The organism is Pseudomonas sp. BIGb0176 (assembly GCF_024810175.1).
Lineage (GTDB): Bacteria > Pseudomonadota > Gammaproteobacteria > Pseudomonadales > Pseudomonadaceae > Aquipseudomonas > Aquipseudomonas protegens.
Genome location: NZ_JANUEC010000001.1, coordinates 370,602 through 390,155, shown reverse-complemented (window position 1 = coordinate 390,155; position 19,554 = coordinate 370,602). Strand labels below are relative to the sequence as shown.

Sequence of the window (19,554 nt, the reverse complement as noted above, 5' to 3'; positions counted from 1 at the left end):
GGAAATGGGCAGAAAACAAATCGGATGCCACCAGGTTTTTATTGTTATTCCTCTTCATGAAGCCCCCACTGGCTACCTTGCTGTGGGGGTGTTGCGCGCTCTTTTCAGTGGGCGACCTCGGCCCGCGGGTCCAGGGATGGGATGGCGCCAGGCGCCGCATTCTGCTTGAGGGATTGGCGCAGCCAGGCGAAGGCCTGCTGCAGGTCGGCCAGCAGGTCATCGGTGTCTTCGATGCCCACCGAAATCCGCACCAGGCCTTCGGAAATGCCCAGGGCCTGGCGCTCTTCCAGGGTGTTCTCCACATGGCTGGTAGTGCGCGCCGGGCCGTAGATGGTTTCCACCGCCCCCAGGTTGCCGGCGCAGTGGGCATAGCGCAGGCGTGGCAACAGCTGCTTGACGCTGTCCATGCCACCCACCAGGACAAAGCTGACGATGGCGCCGAAACCGCGCATCTGCGCACAGGCCACGGCGTGGTTCGGGTGGTTGGGCAGGCCCGGGTAGTTCACGGCTTCCACCAACGGCTCGTTGAGCAGGAACTGCGCCAGCTGCGCGGCGCTGTGCTGTTGCTGGCGCATGCGCAGCGCCAGGGTCTTGATCCCGCGAATGATCAGGTAGGCCGAGAACGGATCGAGGCTGGCACCGTTGATTTCCCGGTAGTGACGCACCTGGCTCATCAGCGCTTCGCTGCCGCAGGCCACGCCACCCAGCACATCGCCGTGACCGCTGAGGAACTTGGTAGCGCTGTGGATCACCACATCCACGCCCAGCGCCAGGGGGTTCTGGTTCAGCGGCGTAGCGAAGGTGTTGTCCGCCACCACCAGGGCGCCGACCTGTTTCGCCGCGGCGACCAGACGCTGGATATCGACGATCTTCAGGGTCGGGTTGGTCGGCGTCTCCAGGTACAGCAGGTCGCAGCCCTTGGCGATCTCGGCCTCGATCTGCTGCTGGTCGAAGGTTTCGCAGAGGGTCACGGCCACGCCCATGCGCGGCAGGAATTCCTCGAAGATCTTGTTGGTACCACCGTAGCTGTCCTTGGTCGACACCACCCGCTGGCCGTGGCTCAGGAAGCTGTAGAGTACGCCGCTGATGGCTGCCATGCCGCTGCTGAAGGCCACCGCCGATTCGGCGTTTTCCAGGTCCTGCAGCTTGGCTTCCAGGGTTTGCACCGTGGGGTTGCTCATGCGGCTGTAGATAAAGCCCGGGGCCTTGCCCAGGGCCACGTCGTACCACTGGTCGATGTCGTCGTAGCCATAGGCGGCGCTGGCGACAATCGGGGGTTGCGTGGCGTTGTAGGGATGACGGACTTGCTCTCCGCCCCAGACCACCCGGGTAGCGGTTCCGGGGTTTTCCAGCCCTGTGCGTTCAGGTTTTTTATTCATTGCAACGGCTCACCATAAAGGGTGCGCGGCCTGTTGCCGCGCTGGATCTGGTGGCCAATATAGAGAAAAGCCCAAGCCCCGAGAAACGATGTTATCGGGGCCAAAGGGGCGGTTTTTTTAATGGCTGCACAGCCCTGCAAACGGCCTGCGCACGAGGCTTTTGTGACGCCTCTTGCATTGCGGCACCGGGGCTTGCGAAGCTGCTGCGCGCCAGCCCGCAAACCCCGACAGGAACCGCAATGAACCGCACCGAGCACCTGGGCCTGATGGCTCGCTACAACCAGTGGATGAACAGCAAGCTGTACAGCGCCGCCATGGGCCTGTCCGATGCGCAACTGGCTCTGGACCGGCAGGCCTTTTTCGGCTCGATCCTCGGCACCCTCAATCATTTGCTGGCCGGCGACACCATCTGGCTCAAGCGCTTTGCCCAGCACCCGGCGCGGTTTGCGGCCCTGGCGCCGCTGCAGCAGGTGGCCCTGCCACAGGACCTCAAGACCCTGCTGTTCCCAAACCTGGGCGGGCTCTGGCAGCAGCGTCAGTGGCTGGACCAGTTGATCCTCGATTTCAGCCAGTCCCTGAGCGACGCAGACCTGGACAGCAGCCTGCATTACGCCAACACCCGGGGCGTGGTCGCCGAGCGCGATTTCTATAGCCTGCTGGTGCATTTCTTCAACCACCAGACCCACCACCGCGGCCAGGCCAGCACCCTGCTGACCCAGGCCGGGGTGGATATCGGCGATACCGACCTGCTTATGCTGATACCCAGCGATATCTGATCAGGCTCGAGCCCAACGGGCGCACAACAGGGGCAGGCCGCGCTCGTGCCAGAAGCCCATGGAAATCCCGCCGCTGGACATGCCGCCATGGGCAAAGGCCTCGACGAAGAAGTGCCCTGCCGAGCTCCAGGCCCTGCCGGTCAGTTGCTCGAAGGCCTGGACGATCAGGGCTTCCAACTGCTGCGCCGTGGCCGGCCAGGGCGTGTGGGCCAGATGCGTGGCCATGGCTCGCCACAAATAGGGGTCCCCCCGCAGCCCCCAGGACAGCGGTTCCTCGGCGAACAGCCGTGCGACGCTGCGCTCTCCCTCCATCGAACCCTCCCGGCACTGCGCCCAGTATTTATTCAGCGCCCAATCTAGCGTCTGCATCGGGCTTCTGCGACCATGCGCGCGGAAAAACCCGCTTGCTAAGGAATGGCGCCATCAAAGCCCTCAATGCTCTGTTCGTTGTGTCCCTGCTGTCCCTGGTGGGCTGCGGCACCCTGATCGCCCGCACCCCCAATTCCCATACCAGCTACGACTACTACAAAGGCACCCAGGCCAATATCGAACTGCTGACCATGCGCGGAGCCAGCGGCTACGACGGCTACGTCACGCTGTTCTGCTGGATGAGCATTGTCTGCCCGGTGGTGGCCATCGTCAGCCTGCCGGTGGACGCCGTGGCCGACACCGCGCTGCTGCCCTATGACGCGATGAAGCCCTGAGCCGCGCCCCCCCCTGCCAATGGCCTGAATGGAAGAGCGATCATCCGAATCATCAATTACCTGTTGCTGCTCAACACCCTGCTGCTGTCCGGCTGCGGCACCTACATGACTCGCGGCAATGCCCTGGACTTTCGCGACGACCGTTACTACCGCAGCGTCAAGACCAACGCCCAAGTGCTCACCGGCTACGACATGGGCTACGCACGCATGATCACCGGCGGCTGCTGGGTGATGGTGGTGTGCCCGATCCTGATGATCGCCAGCCTGCCCCTGGACGCGGCGCTCGACACCGTGCTGCTGCCCTACGACGCGCTCCAGCCGGAGCGGCCCAAGCGCAACATGCGCGTGGATATGAAGGAGATTCCCGAGCAAGACCTGCAGGCATTGCCCATCAGTGCCGAGGTGCAAGACCCGACGGCCCACACCCCGCCCATCACCCCGCAGGCTGATTGAATCCCTTCAGGCGGGCATGCACCCGGGCTACGCCTGATCCGGCGTGCACAGCTGGGGCACCCGCTGCGCCAGGCGGCAACGTCGCCCCAGGCGATCCACCTGGGGGCGGCCGAACAGGTAGCCCTGCCCCCACTCGCCACCACAGGCCGTGGCCAGGCCCTGGTCGGTGGCAGTCTCCACCCCTTCGATGATCACGCAGGGCGCCAGGGTCTTGCACAGTTGCACCAGGTGGCTGAGGGTCTGGGCGCTGTTGAGTTCGCTGCGGGCGCGCTGGATGTAGCCCTTGTCGATCTTGACGATGTCCGGCCGGGTCTGGCGGATGAACTCCAGGGTGCCCAGGCCCGCGCCGAAATCGTCGATGGCCACCCGGCAGCCCAGTTCGCGCAGGCACAGGACAAACTCGCTGGCCGCCTCGATGCTCGGTGGCGTGGCGCTTTCGGTGATCTCGATGACCAGCCGCGCGGCCACGCCGGGAAAGTCCCGCAACTGCTGGACAATGGGGTACCAGAATGAATCGATGATCGCGCTCTGGGCCGAGATATTGCACCCCAGGCGCAGGCGTTCGTCCCGTTGCAGGCTGTCGATCACACAGAGCACCACACTGCGGTCCAGCTCGCGCATCACCTGGTGCTTTTCCAGCAGCGCCAGGGGGTAGACATCCCCGCCCTGGGCATCGACATGGCGCAGCAACCCTTCGTGGTAGAGCACCCGGCTGCTGTCGGGCAGCCACACCACCGGCTGGAATGCCAGCATCAAATGGCCCTCGGCCAATTCACGATAAAAGTCTTTGATGCTTTGCATGACAGATCCATAGGCAAGCCAACGACGCACCCTCGAACGTGGCACGACGAGCCCGCCGCCGCACTCGCCCAAGGGTCCCTGCCCAACCATGATCGACCCTGCCCGGGCCACCCGGAAGTGTTCCCGGATACCTTTCGCTTGTCCTCGGAAACCTGGGCCGGTGCTTATTCGTCTGTGGCCTTTTGTTTATTGCAATCATGCAAAAGGCCTCATCGATATCATTTAGCCACTAGTCCAGGAAGACCTATGCACAGAATGACCAGCGCCAGCTTTCGGGTGCTTGCCGATGTCATGAGAGAAGGCGGCGCGAATGTCGACGCCCTGCTCAGAACCTTCGGCAGCAGCATCCAGGACGTTGAGGAAAATCCCAAGGGCGTGAGGCTGGAACTGGTCTATCAAGTAATGCGCGAAGCCACCCGCCGCACCGGCAACCCGGACCTCGGGCTGCTGGCCTACAGCAAGGCCCACCCGGCCAACCTGGAGGCCCTGGGCTATGCGGTGATGTCTTGCGCGACCCTGGGGGCAGCGCTGCAGCGCCTGGTGGATTACCAGGCGCTGACCAGCAACGGCTTCTGCATGTGCCTGGAACGCAAGCCCGACGCGTTACAACTGATCGGCTTCGACGTCACCGCCGAGCCTTCGCTGATCCCCCGGGCGGTGATCGACGCCGGCGCCGCCCAGACCCTGGGCCTGCTGCACTGGCTGCTGCCCCAGCACAAGCCGCGGCCGCTGGTGGCGGCCTTCACCTACCCCGAGCCTGCGGACACGCGCATGCTGCGCCGGCTGATGGGCGACAACCTGCAGTTCTGCGCGCCCCACAACAGCCTGACCTTCAGCAGCCAGGACTGCGCCATCGCCCTGCCCACCGCCGACCCGGCGCTGGATGTGCTGCACATGGAATACGCCCGCAACCGCCTCAATGTGCTGCTCAGCGGCTCGATGACTGCACGGGTGCGCCGCGCCCTGTCCGAATCCCTGGCCCAGGGCGCGCCCAGCGACCTGCCGCATATCGCCCAGGCAGTGGGGGTCAGCACCCGCAGCCTGCAACGCAGCCTGGGCCATGAAGACGTGCACTTCTCGGCGCTGCAGGACGAGGCGCGGCTGATGCTGGCTCACAGTTTTCTGCGCAACTCCATGCGCAGCGTCAAGTACATCGGCGCCCTGTTGGGCTTTCGCGACCAGAGCAGCTTTCACAAGGCCTGCCTGCGCTGGTTCGGCATGACCCCGGGGCGCTACCGCGAGCAGTGACAGCAACGCCGAGCAAAGGCTCAGCGCAAGGCGACAGGAGCCTGGATCAGTGGCTGGCTTGCAACTGCGGCTGCACTTGCGGCATGGCCGAAGAGTGGTGGTTGAGGATTTTCCACTGCCCGCCCAGGCGCTCGTAGAGAAAGGTGTAACGGGCCTGGACCTGCTGTTTCTTGCCGTCGGCGGCAGTCAGGGTGAAGGTGTAGACGCCGCTGTCCATGGCCGCATCCGGGCCAAGGTGACGAATCTCCCGGTAGTTGATCTGGCCCACCGGCCGCGAGGCCATGAAGTGCTCGAAGTAGTCCTGAATCTGCGCGTGGGTGCTGCGCACCTGGTTGGAGACCGTGGGTTGCAGCACTGCATTGGCCGCATAGAGGCTGACCACGGCTTGCGGGTTGCCGGTCTGCAGGGCGCTGTTCCAGCGGTCGAAGAGACCGGCGATTTCCCGGTCCTGCAGGTTCTGCGGCTGCTCGGCCACGGTGCGGTACACGTAAGGGGTGGCTTCCAGGGCCTGAGCCAGTGGCGTGCTCAGCACGAAGAACAGGGCCAGGGCGGTGCTTTTCAGTTTCATTCACGGACTCCAGTGGGTTTCAATGAGCCCCACTGTGCCCCGGGCCGTCGCCCCTGCCATCGGCCAACTGGAGCCTGCGGCCTATGCCATTTGGCAGATAGGCGCGATACCGGGCACGGGGGTCTAATACCCTGCCCCGAGCCACTGCACCGCCCCCACCCTGGAGTTTCCCGATGCCCAGCCCGCCCCTCGATCCCGCCAGCGCCCTGGCCCTGCGCAGCCAGTACCGGCAGTCGCAAAGCCGCGCCGCGCGCCTGCGGCTGCTGGTGGACACCGGCCAGGAGCTGCTGCAACTGCCCCCCGGACAGATGCGCCAGCGGGTGGTGCAGCGGGCCTGCGCCTTTGTCGCCATGGACCAGGGGCTGTTGCTGGAATGGAGCAGCGACGGCGTGGCCCACGCCAGCGCCGAACAGGGCCACGGCGAATGCCTGCAAGCCCTGCGCGCCGTGGCCGGGCAGGCCCAGTGGCTGGAGCGCCCGCTTGCGCAAACCGGGGTGCTGCGCGTACTGCTGCACCGCGCCGACGGCCAGCCCTTCGGCGCCCTGCTGCTGGCCAACAGTGTGCCCATCAGCGCGCCGGACAGCGAAGACCTGGAATCCCTGCAACTGCTGGCCACGCTGTTGGCCACGCACCTGGAAAACCAGCGCCTGCTGCAGGACCTGCAAGCCCGGGAGCGCAGTATGTCGGAGCTGGTGCAGCGCCTGTTCAGCGCCCAGGAGGATGAGCGCAAGCGCGTCGCCTACGACCTGCACGACGGCCTGGCGCAAACCCTGGCCGGGTTGCACCAGCGCCTGCAGGGTTTCGCCGGGCGCTGCCCGCCGCTGCCGGAGCACCTGCACGATGAACTGCAGACCATCCTGCAACTGGCCCAGGGCTGCGTCGGCGAAGGCCGGCAACTGATCGGCGGCCTGCGCCCCCATGTGCTGGACGACTTCGGCCTGTTGCGGGCCATCGACCGCGAGGCCGACCGCCTGCGCGACGCCGGGCTGGCGGTGCACTGGCAGCAGCGCTACCCGGAGCGCCTGCCGGCGGCCCTGGAAATCGCCCTGTTCCGCATCGCCCAGGAAGCCATCAACAACATCCTCAAGCATGCCCGGGCCCACAGCGTCAGCCTGAACCTGGCCCTGGAAGCAGGCCAGGCGGTGCTCGGCATCAGCGACGACGGCGCAGGTTTCCAGCCGGCATCCGGCCAGGGCATCGAACAGTTGGGCCAGGTGGCCATGCAGGAACGCGCCCATTTGCTGGGCGGGCGTTTCACCTGCCACAGCCGGCCCGGCAGCGGCACGCGGATTCTCGCCCGCGTCCCCGTCCCCTCCCTGGAGCACGCGGTATGACAGCGGTGATACGCCTGGTCCTGGCGGACGATCATGAAGTCACCCGCACCGGCTTCATCGCCCTGCTGGCGGGCAACCCGGAGTTCGAGGTGGTGGGGCAAGCCAGGGATGGCGAGCAAGCCCTGGCCCTGTGCGAGCAACTGCGCCCGGACCTGGCCATCCTCGATATCCGCATGCCCCTGCTCAACGGCCTGGGGGCCGCGCGCCTGCTGCAACAGCGCCAGCCCGAGGTCAAGGTGGTGATCTTCACCATGGACGACAGCCCCGATCACCTGGAAGCCGCCATGGCCGCCGGCGCCGTGGGCTACCTGCTCAAGGACGCCAGCCGCGAAGAGGTGCTCGACGCCCTGCAGCGCGTGGCCCGCGGCGAAGAGGCGCTCAACAGTGCGGTCAGCGCCCGCCTGCTGCGGCGCATGAGCGAGCGCGGCAACGGCCAGGCGCCCCAGGCTCAGGCCCTGACTGCCCGCGAGCGCCAGGTGCTGGGGCTGGTGGCCGGCGGCTTCAGCAACCGCGAGATCGGTGAAAAGCTGGGCATCACCACCGGCACCGCCAAGGCCCACGTGGAACGGGTGATCGGCAAGCTCGGCGCCGCCGACCGCACCCAGGCCGCGGTGCGCGGCATGGCCCTGGGGCTGGTGGCGCAACCTGCCGGGCAGTGGCCGTGAACCTGCTCAGCGCCCGGCGCTGGGCCGACCTGCCGCTGCGGGGCAAGGCGCTGGTGGTGATCTCCCTGCCGCTGGTGATCCTGCTGCTGTCGCTGGTGCTGATCTACAGCACCGAGCGCCAGACCGCCCGCGCCGAGGAGGACGTGCGCCGGGTGCTGCTGGTGCAGGGCGATATCCAGGCGGTGCACACCCTCCTGGCCGAGGCCGCCGCCAGCGTGCGTGGCTACCTGCTGACCCGGCGCGAGGACTTTTTGCCCGCCTACCTCCAGGCCCGGCCGCAGATCGAGGCCGCGCTGCAACGCCTGGACCAGAATGTCCAGGATCCGCGCATGCGCGACTACCTGCAGACCATCACCCCGCTGATCCGCACCAAGCTCGACGGCCTGGTGGCCCTGCGCAACGGCAGCCGCGACGACGCCGCCACGGTGACCGCGATCCTGATCGACAACAAGCAGGTACTGGACGTGCTGCGCGAGCAGATCAGCGCCATGCGCGTGCGCGAGGATGCGCTGCTGGCCGAACGTAGCGCAGCCGCCGCGGCAACCCGCATGCGCCTGCTGTTCGCCACCTTGCTGGCCGCCGGCTGCGGGCTGTTCGGCGCCATCGTCGCGGTGCTGTTGCTGTCCCGGGGCATCGTCACCCGGGTGCAGCAGGTACAGGGCAATGCCCAGCGCCTGGCCCTGGGCCAGCCGCTGCGCCCGCAAGCGCCGGAACAGGATGAAATCGGCCAGCTGGGCACGCGCCTGGTGGAGGCCGGGCAACTGCTGGCCGAGCGCGAACGGGCCCTGCGCGACAACGAGGAACGCCTGCGGCTGATCATCGACGGGGTCAAGGACTACGGGATCTTCGCCCTGGACACCGCAGGCCGGGTTACCACCTGGAACGTCGGCGCGGAACGGATCAAGGGCTACAGCGAGCAGGAAATCATCGGCCGGCATTTTTCCCTGTTCTACCTGCCCGAAGAGTGCCCCCAGCACCCGGACATGGCCCTGCGCGAGGCCACCGCCCACGGCCACTACATGGAAGAGGCCTGGCGCTGTCGCAAGGACGGCAGCCGCTTCTGGGCCAGCGTGGTGATCACCGCGCAGTACGACGCCAGCGGCGCCCTGCGCGGCTTTTCCAAGATCACCCGGGACATCACCGATCGCCGTGCCGCGGAAATCGCCCTGGGCACCGCCCGCGAGGAAGCGGAAAGCGCCAGCCGCGCCAAGAGCGAATTCCTCTCGCGCATGAGCCACGAACTGCGCACGCCGCTGAACGCCATCCTCGGCTTCGCCCAACTGCTGGACATGGATTCCAGTGCCGGCCAGCGGCCCCAGGTCGGGCATATCCTGCGGGCCGGGCAGCACCTGCTGGGGCTGATCAACGAGGTGCTGGACATTGCCCGTATCGAGGCCGGGCGCCTGCCGCTGAACGTCGAGCCCATGGCCCTGGCGGCGGTGCTGCACGAAGCCCTGACCCTGGTGTCACCCATGGCCGCGGACGCCGGCATCACCCTGGCGCCGCTACCGGAACTGGCGGCGGACAGCGGCGTGATCGCCGACCGCCAGCGCCTGATCCAGGTGCTGCTCAACCTGCTGTCCAACGCCATCAAGTACAACCGCGCGGGTGGCCGGGTCAGCATCGACGTGGCGATCGAGGCATCGCGCCTGCGCCTGAGCGTGCTCGACACCGGCGCCGGCATCACCGCCGAGCGCCTGGAGCGCCTGTTCAAGCCCTTCGAACGCCTGGACGCCGACCCCAGGGTCGAAGGCACCGGCCTGGGACTGGCCCTGAGCAGGAGCCTGCTGGAAATGATGGACGGCAGCCTGGGCGTACAGAGCACCCCGGGCAGCGGCAGTTGCTTCACCCTGGAGCTGCCCTTCGTGCGCCTGGCCGCTGCAGCCGCCGTGGCGCCCTGCAACGCCCCGGCGCTGAACGTGCCGGCGCCACTGCCCGCAAGCCGCTACCAGGGCAAGGTGCTGTGCATCGAAGACAACCTGCAAAGCCTGGCGCTGATCGAAACCCTGCTGCAACGGCGCCCGGGCATCCAGCTGCTGTCGAGCATGCAAGGCCAGATGGGCCTGGACCTGGCCCGCCAGCACGCGCCGCAGATGATCCTGCTGGACGTCAGCCTGCCGGACCTGCCCGGCCTGGAGGTGCTGCAACGCCTGCGGGCCTCCAGCGCCACGGCCGACACCCCGATCCTGATGATCACCGCCGACGCCAGCGAACCGACCCGGCGCGCCCTGCTCGACGCCGGGGCCACGGCGATCCTGACCAAGCCCATCCACATCCCGGTGTTCTTCGCCCACCTCGATGCCTGTCTCCCGGAGCTCCCATGACTGCCGATCTGCGCATCCTCATCATCGATGACCAGCGCCCCAACCTCGACCTGATGGAACAGCTGCTGGCCCGCGAAGGGCTGCACAACGTCCTCAGCAGCACCCAGCCGCTGCGCAGCCTGGAGCTGTTCAACAGCTTCGAGCCGGACCTGGTGATCCTCGACCTGCACATGCCCGAGTTCGATGGCTTTGCGGTACTGGAACAGCTCAACCGACGGATCCCGGCCAACGACTACCTGCCGATCCTGGTACTCACCGCCGACGCCACCCGCGACACCCGCCTGCGGGCGCTGGCCCTGGGCGCCCGGGACTTCATCAGCAAACCCCTGGATGCCCTGGAAACCCTGCTGCGGATCTGGAACCTGCTGGAGACCCGGGCCCTGTACAAGACCCTGCGCACCCTGGTGCCGCCGGAGCGGATCGAACTGCTGCGCCCACCAAGAACCTGACCCGCCGCACCTATCGCACCTGGCCCCACCACCGCCCCCTGTAGCCGCTGCCGCAGGCTGCGAACGGTCGCGCAGCGACCGCCGGACGGGCGCCACGGTGTGCCAGGAACCCAGTTCGGGTCTGCTGCGCAGCCCATCGCAGCCTGCGGCAGCGGCTACAGGAAGCTCGGGGTGTCAGAGGTCGCGGAAGAACTCCCCCGGGGTGGCGTCGAACTGCTGGCGAAAGGCGGCGATAAATGCCGAGGTCGAGTCATAACCACAGGCCAGCGCCACATCGGTGACCCGCTCGCCCTGCTCCAGGGGAGTCAGGGCGCCCAGCAGGCGCAGGCGCTGGCGCCAGGCACGGAAGGTCAGCCCGGTGTCCTTGAGGAACAGGCGGCTGAGGGTCTTCTCCGTCACCCCGAGCTTCTGGCTCCACTGGCCCAGCGTCGTGGCCTGCTCCGGGTGCGCCTGCAGGCTGCGGTAGATCGCCCGCAGGCGCACGTCGTGGGGCAGCGGCAGCATCAGGTCCAACTGCGGCGCGGCGGCCAACTGGTCCAGCAGCACCTGGGCCAGGCGCCCGTCGGCGCTGTCCTCGACATATTCCACCGGCAATTCACTGAAGGCGCGGATCAACTCCCGCAGCAGGCTGCTGACCGCCAGCACCTGGCAGCTGTCCGGCGCCGCCCAGGTGGTAACGCTGCAATCGAGGTACAGGCTGCGCATCTCGGTGCGCGGCGAGCTGAACACCCGGTGCGGCACCCCGGCGGGAATCCACACCGCCCGTTGCGGCGGGGCGATAAAGCGCCCGCCGCTGGTCTGGATCTCCAGCACCCCGGCAATGGCGTAGGACAATTGCACCCACGGGTGGCTGTGGCGCCGGGTCAAGGCGCGATTGGGCAAGGATTCGGTGCGCCCGTACACCGGCCGCGGCAGGCTGGGCAAACCGGGAATACTGCGCCGGACGATCTTTTCATGTCCTTTAGGCGGCATTAACTGGCTCCTTGGCGTTAGTCGGTAAAACGCAGCCACGTTAGAGTCGCCCCACCGCACTTGGCAACCCCCGGATGATCCCGCTATGACTCGCTCGCGTCTTTTGCCCGACAACTTCACCCTGACCCTGATCGGCGTGGTGCTGCTGGCCAGTTTCCTTCCGGCCAGCGGCCAGGTGGCCATAGGTTTCGGCTGGCTGACCAACATCGCCATCGGCCTGCTGTTCTTCCTCCACGGCGCCAAGCTGTCGCGCGAGGCGATCATTGCCGGGGCCGGCCACTGGCGCCTGCACCTGCTGGTGTTCAGCCTGACCTTCATCCTCTTTCCCGTGTTGGGCCTGGCGCTCAAGCCGCTGCTGTCACCGCTGGTGGGCAACGACCTGTACATGGGCATGCTGTATCTGTGCGCCCTGCCGGCCACGGTGCAATCGGCGATCGCCTTCACCTCCCTGGCCCGGGGCAACATCCCGGCAGCCATCTGCAGCGCTGCGGCGTCGAGCCTGTTCGGGATCTTCCTCACCCCGCTCTTGGTGACCCTGCTGCTGAACGTGCACGGCGAAGGCGGCTCGACCCTGGACGCCATCCTCAAGATCAGCGTGCAGTTGCTGCTGCCCTTTATCGCCGGGCAGATCGCCCGACGCTGGATCGGCGCCTGGGTCGGGCGCAACAAGAACTGGCTGCGCTTCGTCGACCAGGGCTCGATCCTGCTGGTGGTCTACGGCGCCTTCAGCGAAGCGGTGAACGAAGGCATCTGGCACCAGATCCCGCTGTGGGAACTGGCCGGCCTGGTGGTGGCCTGCTGCGTCCTCCTGGCGCTGGTGCTGCTGGCGTCGAGCTTTCTCGGCAAGCTGTTCGGCTTCGACCAGGAAGACCGCATCACCATCCTCTTCTGCGGCTCGAAAAAGAGCCTGGCCACCGGCGTGCCCATGGCCCAGGTGCTGTTTGCCGGCAGCACCATGGGCGTGCTGATTCTGCCCCTGATGCTGTTCCACCAGATCCAGCTGATGGTCTGCGCGGTGCTGGCCCAGCGCTACGCCAAGCGCCCGGAATCGGTGGCCGAGCTGATGGGCCAGGTCGACCCGTAGCCTTTCCTGCAAGGCGGCCCGGCGGCTGGCCGGGCCTGCGCGCAGATGGCGGTGAAGATCGCGCAATGGCATGATGCCGCGGCGAAAATCATCAAGGACCGCTGATGTTTCCCCATCGAATTCAAGCCCCCAGCCAGGCCGACCTGGAACTGCAGGTTAGCGCCCGGCTGGAGGCCGATGACCAGGCCCAGGTCATCGTCCAGTTCGCCAAGGCCGAACAGTACGACGGCGAACTGCTGAGTCAGCTCGACACGCTCTGCGCCCGTTTCGGCGAGCGCCTCAATGTGCGTTTCTACAGCCATTATCCGGGCAGCGCGTTCGATGCCCGGGTGTTGCTGGCCCTGCCCCATGTGCAGTCCCTGAGCCTGGACTGCCTCGACACCCTGGATCACTACGAGGCCATCGGCCGCCTGCCCCTGCTTCGGGAGTTTGCCCTGCAGGTGATCAGCGCCGACCTGCCTGAACTGCTCAGCATGCCCAATCTGGAGCAACTGCGCAGCCTGCGGCTGTCCATGGACAATGGGCCGGCGATTGAACTGGCGCCGATTGGCTGGATGCCCGAGTTGCACAGCCTGAGCATCAGCGTGCAGAGCCATCAGCTGGATGTGCTGAGCCAGTGCCCGAGCATCAGGCACCTGAGCCTGCATCGCCTGCCGGCCAAGACCACCCTGGGCATGGTGGCCGGCATGGCCGGGCTGCGCAGCCTGGCGCTGAGTTTTGGCAGCCGCGAGAGCATGCCGGAGTTGCGCAACCCCCAGGTCACGGATCTGGAGATCCTGCGGGTGCGCGGCCTCCACCAACTGCAACTGGATGGCTTTCCACAGCTTGAGGTACTGAAGATCGAAGACCAGGCGCAACTGCGCCGGCTGGATTTCGCCGGGCTGGCGCGGCTGCACCAGCTGAGCCTGATCAACCTCAAGAGCCTGGGGGAACTCAGCGGCCTGCAAACCTCGAACATCGCTGATCTGCGCATCATCAAGGCCCCACAGATGGATCTGCTGACACTGATCGACAGCCAGCTACCGCCCAGCGTGCAGCACCTCAAGCTCATCAGTGGCAAACGCGCCGTGGACAAACAGCTCGACGCCCGGCAACAGCAGCTGGGCATTCCTGAACCCCGCGGCCCCTATTGACCGCCGCCCTCTCGTAGGAGCGAGCTTGCTCGCGAAGGACGTCAACGATAACGCGCACTTGCAGGGAACAGGCGGCGCTTTGGAAATCATCGCGAGCAAGCTCGCTCCTACAGATCGGTGTTATTCCTTGGAGATCCCATGTCCTTTGTCCGTGAATTTGCCCCGTTCCTGCTAAACCACCTAAAAGAAGAGCGCCAGCACATCCTCAAGTCCATCGCAGTCAGCGTCGCTGCCGAGCTATGGCTGAGCCTGGAGTCAGCGGCGCTGCTGGATATCAACCGCGACCAGTTCGGCCTCGGCGGCCAGCTGGATGAACGCCGCAACGTACCTCGCTGGCTGATCGCTGCCGAACGCCGCAAGGTGGATATCTGGGTTGAAGACAGCTACGGCGAACATCCCTCCACCGCTATCGAATTCAAAGTGATACACAACAACAAGAATGCGTATGACAAGATTCGGCAAATTCGCAAGGACCTGATCAAGCCCATTCCCCACACCGCGCCTGACGAACACATCGAACGCTGGGGCATCGTGCTGCTGACCTACTCGCGCTTCTACAGCGACCAACGAGGCAACTATGTCTACGGCAAGTTCGCCAACCGTGATGCCTTTCTCCAAGCCTTCAGGCATGCACTGAGCGATGACGCTGACCGTTACACGGGTACCCCTGAGCTGGAGCTGGCGATGGAGCCGATTCAGGTCGCCGATCTGGAAGGCGCCCACTACGTCGAACCGAAGAAAGAGGCCGGGGTGTATCTGGCGCTGGTCAAGCGCAAAGGCTGAATGCCCTTTGCAAGCGCCACCTGAAAGCGGTTCCCGGCGGTCGACGATAGTGGCACTATGCCGCCCCCGTTTATCCCGCATTCATGGAGTGACTGTGACTCATCTGTTTTCCCCGCCTGGGGTCTGCGCCCCTGAGCGTTCTACCTACCGGTTCTTTCCCAGGGTCGGCCTGTTTATTCTGGCCACCCTGTTATACATCCTGGCGGGAATACCCGGCATCCTGCTGGTGCCGCCACAGATGCAAACCTATCTGATATTCATCAGCACCCAGGGCCTGGGCATGCTGCTCTTGCTCGGCCTGTTCTGGCTGCAGTACCGCCAGCATTTCAGCGCCGCCTGGCGCGGACGGGTAATACGCCATCCTCTGGGCATAGGCGCTGCATGCATGGTGGCCGCCTATGTGCTGTGCGGGGTCGCCATCCTCATGCTCGGATCTCCTGAAGAGGCGTTCATGGCCGAATTGCTGGCGGGCCTGAACGGCTGGCAAACCCTGATCAAGATCGCCTCACTGATGGTGCTGCCCCCCATCGTTGAGGAGTTGTTTTTCCGCCATTACCTGCTGCGCCTGTTTCCGTATGAAAACAGCCAAGTCTGGAAATGGATCGCCGTTATCGTCAGTGCGGCCATCTTCGCCGGGCTTCACACCCAGTACGGCAACGGCACGACAATGGCCCTGATCTTTGCCAGTGGCTGCATTTTCGCGGTCGCCAGAATAGTCAGTGGCGGCCTTCTGGTTCCGATCCTCCTGCATTCAATGGCCGAGGTTCTCGGGATGTCCCTGGACACGCTGTTCAGAATGGCAGGGCTGTTCGGCTGAGGAGCCGCAGTGTCAGGACGAATGATCATTCGTCCTGATGGCCCAAGGCCAGAAACTGCCTCAAGCAATTAGCACCGACCTTCCTTTGTCCTACCCGCCCTCAGGCAAACCCAATGACACGCAAAATCGAAGACCTGGCTAGGCACTACCTGCTCAATCAGTTCACCCATGCCGATTATCGCTTTCATCCCAAGGAGCCGGGAGACCGTGGCTTTGATCTGTGGCTGGAACAGAACGGCGAACCCCGGCAAAAGGTCGAACTCAAGGCCACCAAAGCCAGGTACCTCAGACCCAGTAACATCTTCGCGCAGCTGGTGTTCAACGCCAAAATCGAAAGGCAGTTGTTCGAAAGTGGCGAAACAGTGATTGTCAGGGTCTTTATGGGCTCCTCGCCACCGCAGGTTTTCATTGTCACCAACGCTGTTCTCTCCAGCGGAGCACGGTTGAAGGAAGAGGCCAGGTACGTACTGTGTGGCAAGCTCAACTATGAGGACTCGATTACCAGCCTCGGTTGAGTATCCAGTGTACGAGCGCAGCATCAGGCCCTCAGGCCACTTACCGGTCCCTTTTTAACCTGTGCCCCTAACTCCGGAGCCCCCATGTCCATCACTGAGAATCTCCTGGCCTTCACCCTGGCCGCCACGCTGCTGACCTTGACCCCGGGCCTGGACACCGCCCTGGTGCTGCGCACCGCCACGGTGGAAGGCCGGCGGCAGGCGCTGCGCGCGGCGTTGGGCATCAATGCCGGCTGCCTGATCTGGGGCGCGGCTGTGGCCTTCGGCCTGGGGGCCTTGATAGCGGTGTCGGAACTGGCCTTCAACCTGTTGAAGTACTGCGGCGCCGCCTACCTCGCCTGGCTGGGACTGAACATGCTGCTGCGCCCGCGCCACTCGTTTGCTCCCACAGGCGCGAACAGCGACCCCGGCACCAACTGGTTTCTCAAGGGCATGCTGGGCAATGTGCTCAACCCCAAGGTGGGAGTGTTCTACGTGTCCTTTCTGCCGCAGTTCATTCCCCAGGGCCAGCCGTTGGTGGCCTGGACCTTCGGCCTGGTGAGCATTCACGTGGTGCTGGGGCTGGTCTGGTCGCTACTGCTGATCGCCGCCACCCGGCCCCTGGCCGGTGTGCTGCAGCGGGAAAAGGTGATCCAGTGGATGGACCGCACCACAGGGATGATCTTCGTACTGTTTGCCGCTCGATTGGCCTTGAGCAGGCGCTGAGAAGCCGCTCCCAGCCACTGCCAACGCCCCCGACAAACTCACGAGATCACGCCAAGGCCGCCACTCAGGCTTGCGCCTCGCTCCTAAACTGTTGCCACTGTTCCCAGCAGTTCTCGGCCACCAGATCGCGGTAACCCCGCTGGTTTTCCATGCTCAGCGCCACGGCCACCGGCAACGCGATACAGGCGGCGTTATCACGAATCTCCAGCACTTCGGCCTCGGTCAGGGGCATGCCCTTGGTGTTTTCGGCATTCAGCAGCAAGGCCACCAACGCAGGTACGAATACCAGGCAAAGCTGATCGGTCATGGCTCAGTGTCCAGGGGTTAGGCAAGGGCCGAAAAGCCTACACACATCGGCCCTGCGCAGCCATTGCACAAGGACATTAATGGCTGCCGGGGGCGCTTTCGCACACAACGGCTGGACAGCACAGGCGATCTGCCCGCCCCCGCCATTCACCCCTCGGCCAGCACCACGCCCCGCGCTTCCAGCAGCTTCACGAAACTGCTCAGGCTTTGCGACACGGTGCCGCGCCGCCAGACCAGCCAGGTGCGCAGGAAGCGAAAACGCGGGGACAACGGCCAGACGCTGACCGTGGCGCAGCCGGGCATGCTTTCCAACATGCTGCGGGGCATCAGCGCCAGCCCGGCGCCGGCGCTGACGCAGGCCAGCATGCCGTGGTAGGACTCCATTTCATGGATCTTGCCCGGCACCGCGGCGTCCTGGGTGAACCAGCTTTCAAAGTGATGACGGTAGGAGCAGTTGGCGCGAAAGGCATAGATGCTTTCGCCGTTGACCTCCCGCGCCCGGGTAATCGGCGCATGCCCCAGCGGGGCGATCAGCACCATTTCCTCCTCGAACACCGGCAGCCCTTCCAGAGCCGGGTGGCGCACCGGGCCGTCGACGAAGGCGGCCACCAGGCGGCCGGACAGCACGCCGTCGATCATGGTCCCGGAGGGTCCGGTGGACAGGTCCAGTTCCACCTTGGCGTACTGCTGGTTGTAGGCCGCGAGCAGCGCCGGGATGCGTACCGCCGCCGTGCTTTCCAGCGAGCCCAGGGCGAACGGTCCCTGAGGCTCCTCGCCGGCCACGGTCAGACGCGCCTCGGCCACCAGGTCGAGAATGCGCCGGGCGTAGTCGAGGAAATTCCAGCCGGCGGGGGACAGGCGCATGCGGCTCTTCTCGCGGATAAACAGCTCCACCCCCAGGTCCTGCTCCAGTTGCTTGATCCTGGTGGTCAGGTTCGACGGCACCCGGTGGATCAGTTGCGCGGCGGCGCTGATGCTGCCCTGCTCGGCAACGGCCTTGAAAATTTCCAGCTGGACCAGATCCACGGCATTCTCCAAACGTGAACGACTTGCTCAATATTATTCAGTTTTCAGCAAAGATCCAGCACCGTAACCTGCCGCCATTCCCACCCGAGCAGGACGGTGCCATGAGCCTTGTTTCCAGCCACACCCACGCCTTGTCGATCAACCCCGCCACTGGCGAGCAGATCGGCGCCTACCCCTACCAGTCCGAGGCTGAGCAGGACGCCGCGCTGAGCCGTGCCGCCGCTGGTTTCGCCCAGTGGAAACGCCAGAGCATCGCCGAGCGCGCCAGCCGCCTGAACGCACTGGCCCAGGCCCTGCGGGACAACAGCGAGGCCATGGCCCGCATGATCAGCCTGGAAATGGGCAAGCCCCTGCCCCAGGCCCGCGGTGAAATCGAGAAGTGCGCCCAGCTGTGCCTGTGGTACGCCGAGCACGGCCCAGCCATGCTGGCCCCGGAAGCGACCCTGGTAGAGAACAACAAGGCACGCATCGAGTACCGGCCACTGGGCCCGATCCTGGCGGTGATGCCGTGGAACTTCCCGATCTGGCAGGTGCTGCGCGGCGCGGTGCCGGCGCTGCTGGCGGGCAACACCTATGTGCTCAAGCACGCCCCGAATGTCATGGGTAGCGCCTACCTGCTGCTGGACGCCATGCAGCGCGCCGGTTTCCCTGAAGGGGTGTTCGAGCTGCTCCACGTCACCCCGGACGGCGTATCCAGCGCCATCGCCGACCGCCGCATCGCCGCCGTGACCCTGACCGGCAGCGTGCGCGCCGGCATCGCCATCGGCGCCCAGGCCGGCGCCGCGCTGAAGAAGTGCGTGCTGGAACTGGGCGGTTCCGACCCCTTTATCGTGCTCAACGACGCCGACCTCGACGAAGCGGTCAAGGCCGCGGTGATCGGCCGCTACCAGAACACCGGCCAGGTCTGCGCCGCCGCCAAGCGCCTGATCATCGAGCAAGGGGTGGTCGCGGAGTTCACCCGCAAATTCGTCGAAGCCACCCGCGCCCTGGTCATGGGCGACCCGCTGGCCAGCGACACCTACATCGGCCCCATGGCCCGCTTCGACCTGCGTGACGAGCTGGACCAGCAAGTCCAGGCGACCCTGGCCGAAGGCGCCACCCTGCTGCTGGGCGGCGACAAGGTCGAAGGCGCCGGCAACTATTACCAACCCACGGTGCTAGCCAACGTCACCGAGCAGATGACCGCCTTCAGGCAGGAACTGTTCGGCCCGGTGGCCGCCATCATCAGCGCCCGGGATGCGCAGCACGCCCTGGAACTGGCCAACGACAGCGAGTTCGGCCTCACCGCCACGATCTTCACCCAGGACCTGGAACGGGCCCGGCAGATGACCGACGAGCTGGAAACCGGCGGCGTGTTCATCAATGGCTACAGCGCCAGCGACCCCCGGGTGACCTTCGGCGGAGTGAAAAAAAGCGGCTTCGGGCGCGAGCTGTCGCACTTTGGCGTGCGCGAGTTCTGCAATGCGCAGACGGTGTGGCTGGATCGCCGGTAAGACCGGGCGGCCACCCAAG

General features: G+C 65.6%; 22 protein-coding genes. 15 read left to right on the top strand and 7 right to left on the bottom strand.

The genetic code is table 11. The features are described from left to right. Nucleotides 1–104: 104 nt before the first annotated feature. The gene (locus M2395_RS01630; protein WP_123430500.1) at nucleotides 105–1,379 is read right to left on the bottom strand and encodes a cystathionine gamma-synthase family protein; all 1,275 of its coding nucleotides are present in this window, start codon (nucleotides 1,377–1,379) and stop codon (nucleotides 105–107) included. A gap of 239 nt (nucleotides 1,380–1,618) precedes the next feature. Here M2395_RS01630 and M2395_RS01625 point away from each other — a divergent pair, with 239 nt between their 5' ends. Next, a complete protein-coding gene (locus M2395_RS01625; RefSeq protein ID WP_123430499.1) occupies nucleotides 1,619–2,155 on the top strand; it encodes a DinB family protein in 537 nt (178 codons plus the stop codon). Here the strand turns inward: M2395_RS01625 and M2395_RS01620 are convergent, their stop codons facing one another. After that, nucleotides 2,156–2,467 carry a hypothetical protein gene (locus M2395_RS01620; protein ID WP_015636227.1) on the bottom strand — a complete coding sequence of 104 codons (312 nt, stop codon included), beginning with the start codon at nucleotides 2,465–2,467 and terminating at the stop codon, nucleotides 2,156–2,158. A gap of 92 nt (nucleotides 2,468–2,559) precedes the next feature. On the opposite strand from M2395_RS01620, the gene M2395_RS01615 reads away from it, so the two are divergent. Further along, nucleotides 2,560–2,859, top strand: coding sequence for a YceK/YidQ family lipoprotein (locus tag M2395_RS01615; RefSeq protein ID WP_019094130.1), 300 nt, complete (start codon nucleotides 2,560–2,562; stop codon nucleotides 2,857–2,859). Between the two features lie 63 nt (nucleotides 2,860–2,922). Further along, nucleotides 2,923–3,312 carry a YceK/YidQ family lipoprotein gene (locus M2395_RS01610; protein ID WP_053152618.1) on the top strand — a complete coding sequence of 130 codons (390 nt, stop codon included), beginning with the start codon at nucleotides 2,923–2,925 and terminating at the stop codon, nucleotides 3,310–3,312. Nucleotides 3,313–3,339: 27 nt separating this feature from the next. Here the strand turns inward: M2395_RS01610 and M2395_RS01605 are convergent, their stop codons facing one another. Further along, entirely contained in the window at nucleotides 3,340–4,113 is a 774-nt protein-coding gene (locus tag M2395_RS01605; RefSeq protein WP_011062108.1) for an EAL domain-containing protein, read from the bottom strand. Nucleotides 4,114–4,359: 246 nt separating this feature from the next. Between M2395_RS01605 and M2395_RS01600 the strand changes: the two genes are divergently transcribed. After that, nucleotides 4,360–5,361 carry an AraC family transcriptional regulator gene (locus tag M2395_RS01600; protein WP_011062109.1) on the top strand — a complete coding sequence of 334 codons (1,002 nt, stop codon included), beginning with the start codon at nucleotides 4,360–4,362 and terminating at the stop codon, nucleotides 5,359–5,361. Nucleotides 5,362–5,407: 46 nt separating this feature from the next. Here M2395_RS01600 and M2395_RS01595 read toward each other — a convergent pair whose 3' ends face one another. Next, nucleotides 5,408–5,929 carry an SgcJ/EcaC family oxidoreductase gene (locus tag M2395_RS01595; RefSeq protein ID WP_011062110.1) on the bottom strand — a complete coding sequence of 174 codons (522 nt, stop codon included), beginning with the start codon at nucleotides 5,927–5,929 and terminating at the stop codon, nucleotides 5,408–5,410. Nucleotides 5,930–6,102: 173 nt separating this feature from the next. On the opposite strand from M2395_RS01595, the gene M2395_RS01590 reads away from it, so the two are divergent. From M2395_RS01590 to M2395_RS01575, 4 genes are read left to right on the top strand one after another with little or no spacing between them, the layout of a single operon-like run. After that, on the top strand, nucleotides 6,103–7,263 hold the full coding sequence (locus M2395_RS01590; RefSeq protein ID WP_015636231.1) for a sensor histidine kinase: 1,161 nt from the start codon (nucleotides 6,103–6,105) through the stop codon (nucleotides 7,261–7,263). Continuing rightward, the gene (locus M2395_RS01585) at nucleotides 7,260–7,928 is read left to right on the top strand and encodes a response regulator transcription factor (RefSeq protein WP_011062112.1); all 669 of its coding nucleotides are present in this window, start codon (nucleotides 7,260–7,262) and stop codon (nucleotides 7,926–7,928) included. The genes M2395_RS01590 and M2395_RS01585 overlap by 4 nt, the downstream gene beginning before the upstream one ends. Further along, the gene (locus M2395_RS01580) at nucleotides 7,925–10,252 is read left to right on the top strand and encodes an ATP-binding protein (RefSeq protein ID WP_174824011.1); all 2,328 of its coding nucleotides are present in this window, start codon (nucleotides 7,925–7,927) and stop codon (nucleotides 10,250–10,252) included. The genes M2395_RS01585 and M2395_RS01580 overlap by 4 nt, the downstream gene beginning before the upstream one ends. Then, a complete protein-coding gene (locus M2395_RS01575; protein WP_015636233.1) occupies nucleotides 10,249–10,701 on the top strand; it encodes a response regulator in 453 nt (150 codons plus the stop codon). Before M2395_RS01580 ends, M2395_RS01575 begins: the two co-directional genes overlap by 4 nt. 174 nt (nucleotides 10,702–10,875) lie before the next feature. Here M2395_RS01575 and M2395_RS01570 read toward each other — a convergent pair whose 3' ends face one another. Beyond that, nucleotides 10,876–11,673: a helix-turn-helix transcriptional regulator gene (locus M2395_RS01570; protein ID WP_015636234.1), complete on the bottom strand. Its 798-nt coding sequence runs from the start codon at nucleotides 11,671–11,673 to the stop codon at nucleotides 10,876–10,878. Nucleotides 11,674–11,758: 85 nt separating this feature from the next. On the opposite strand from M2395_RS01570, the gene M2395_RS01565 reads away from it, so the two are divergent. The 6 genes from M2395_RS01565 to M2395_RS01540 all read left to right on the top strand — a co-directional run bounded on the left by M2395_RS01565 (nucleotide 11,759) and on the right by M2395_RS01540 (nucleotide 16,710). Then, nucleotides 11,759–12,757 (top strand): bile acid:sodium symporter family protein, encoded by a 999-nt coding sequence (locus tag M2395_RS01565; RefSeq protein WP_015636235.1) that lies wholly within the window; start codon nucleotides 11,759–11,761, stop codon nucleotides 12,755–12,757. 104 nt (nucleotides 12,758–12,861) lie between these two features. Continuing rightward, entirely contained in the window at nucleotides 12,862–13,890 is a 1,029-nt protein-coding gene (locus M2395_RS01560; protein WP_015636236.1) for a hypothetical protein, read from the top strand. A 138-nt stretch (nucleotides 13,891–14,028) separates the two neighbouring features. Beyond that, on the top strand, nucleotides 14,029–14,673 hold the full coding sequence (locus M2395_RS01555) for a hypothetical protein (protein WP_015636237.1): 645 nt from the start codon (nucleotides 14,029–14,031) through the stop codon (nucleotides 14,671–14,673). A 7-nt stretch (nucleotides 14,674–14,680) separates the two neighbouring features. Beyond that, entirely contained in the window at nucleotides 14,681–15,490 is an 810-nt protein-coding gene (locus M2395_RS01550; RefSeq protein ID WP_230493571.1) for a CPBP family intramembrane glutamic endopeptidase, read from the top strand. 113 nt (nucleotides 15,491–15,603) lie between these two features. Continuing rightward, complete coding sequence (locus tag M2395_RS01545) at nucleotides 15,604–16,005, top strand: hypothetical protein (RefSeq protein ID WP_015636239.1); 402 nt, start codon at nucleotides 15,604–15,606, stop codon at nucleotides 16,003–16,005. Nucleotides 16,006–16,089: 84 nt separating this feature from the next. Next, the gene (locus M2395_RS01540; protein ID WP_011062117.1) at nucleotides 16,090–16,710 is read left to right on the top strand and encodes a LysE family translocator; all 621 of its coding nucleotides are present in this window, start codon (nucleotides 16,090–16,092) and stop codon (nucleotides 16,708–16,710) included. Nucleotides 16,711–16,774: 64 nt separating this feature from the next. Here the strand turns inward: M2395_RS01540 and M2395_RS01535 are convergent, their stop codons facing one another. Together M2395_RS01535 and M2395_RS01530 are read right to left on the bottom strand one after the other, a co-directional pair. Then, nucleotides 16,775–17,017, bottom strand: a complete 243-nt coding sequence (locus M2395_RS01535) for a hypothetical protein (protein WP_015636241.1) — start codon at nucleotides 17,015–17,017, stop codon at nucleotides 16,775–16,777. A 146-nt stretch (nucleotides 17,018–17,163) separates the two neighbouring features. Continuing rightward, nucleotides 17,164–18,042, bottom strand: coding sequence for a putrescine utilization regulator PtrR (locus tag M2395_RS01530; RefSeq protein ID WP_015636242.1), 879 nt, complete (start codon nucleotides 18,040–18,042; stop codon nucleotides 17,164–17,166). A gap of 101 nt (nucleotides 18,043–18,143) precedes the next feature. Here M2395_RS01530 and M2395_RS01525 point away from each other — a divergent pair, with 101 nt between their 5' ends. Continuing rightward, nucleotides 18,144–19,535: an aldehyde dehydrogenase family protein gene (locus tag M2395_RS01525; RefSeq protein WP_053159393.1), complete on the top strand. Its 1,392-nt coding sequence runs from the start codon at nucleotides 18,144–18,146 to the stop codon at nucleotides 19,533–19,535. The last annotated feature ends 19 nt before the right edge of the window (nucleotides 19,536–19,554 follow it).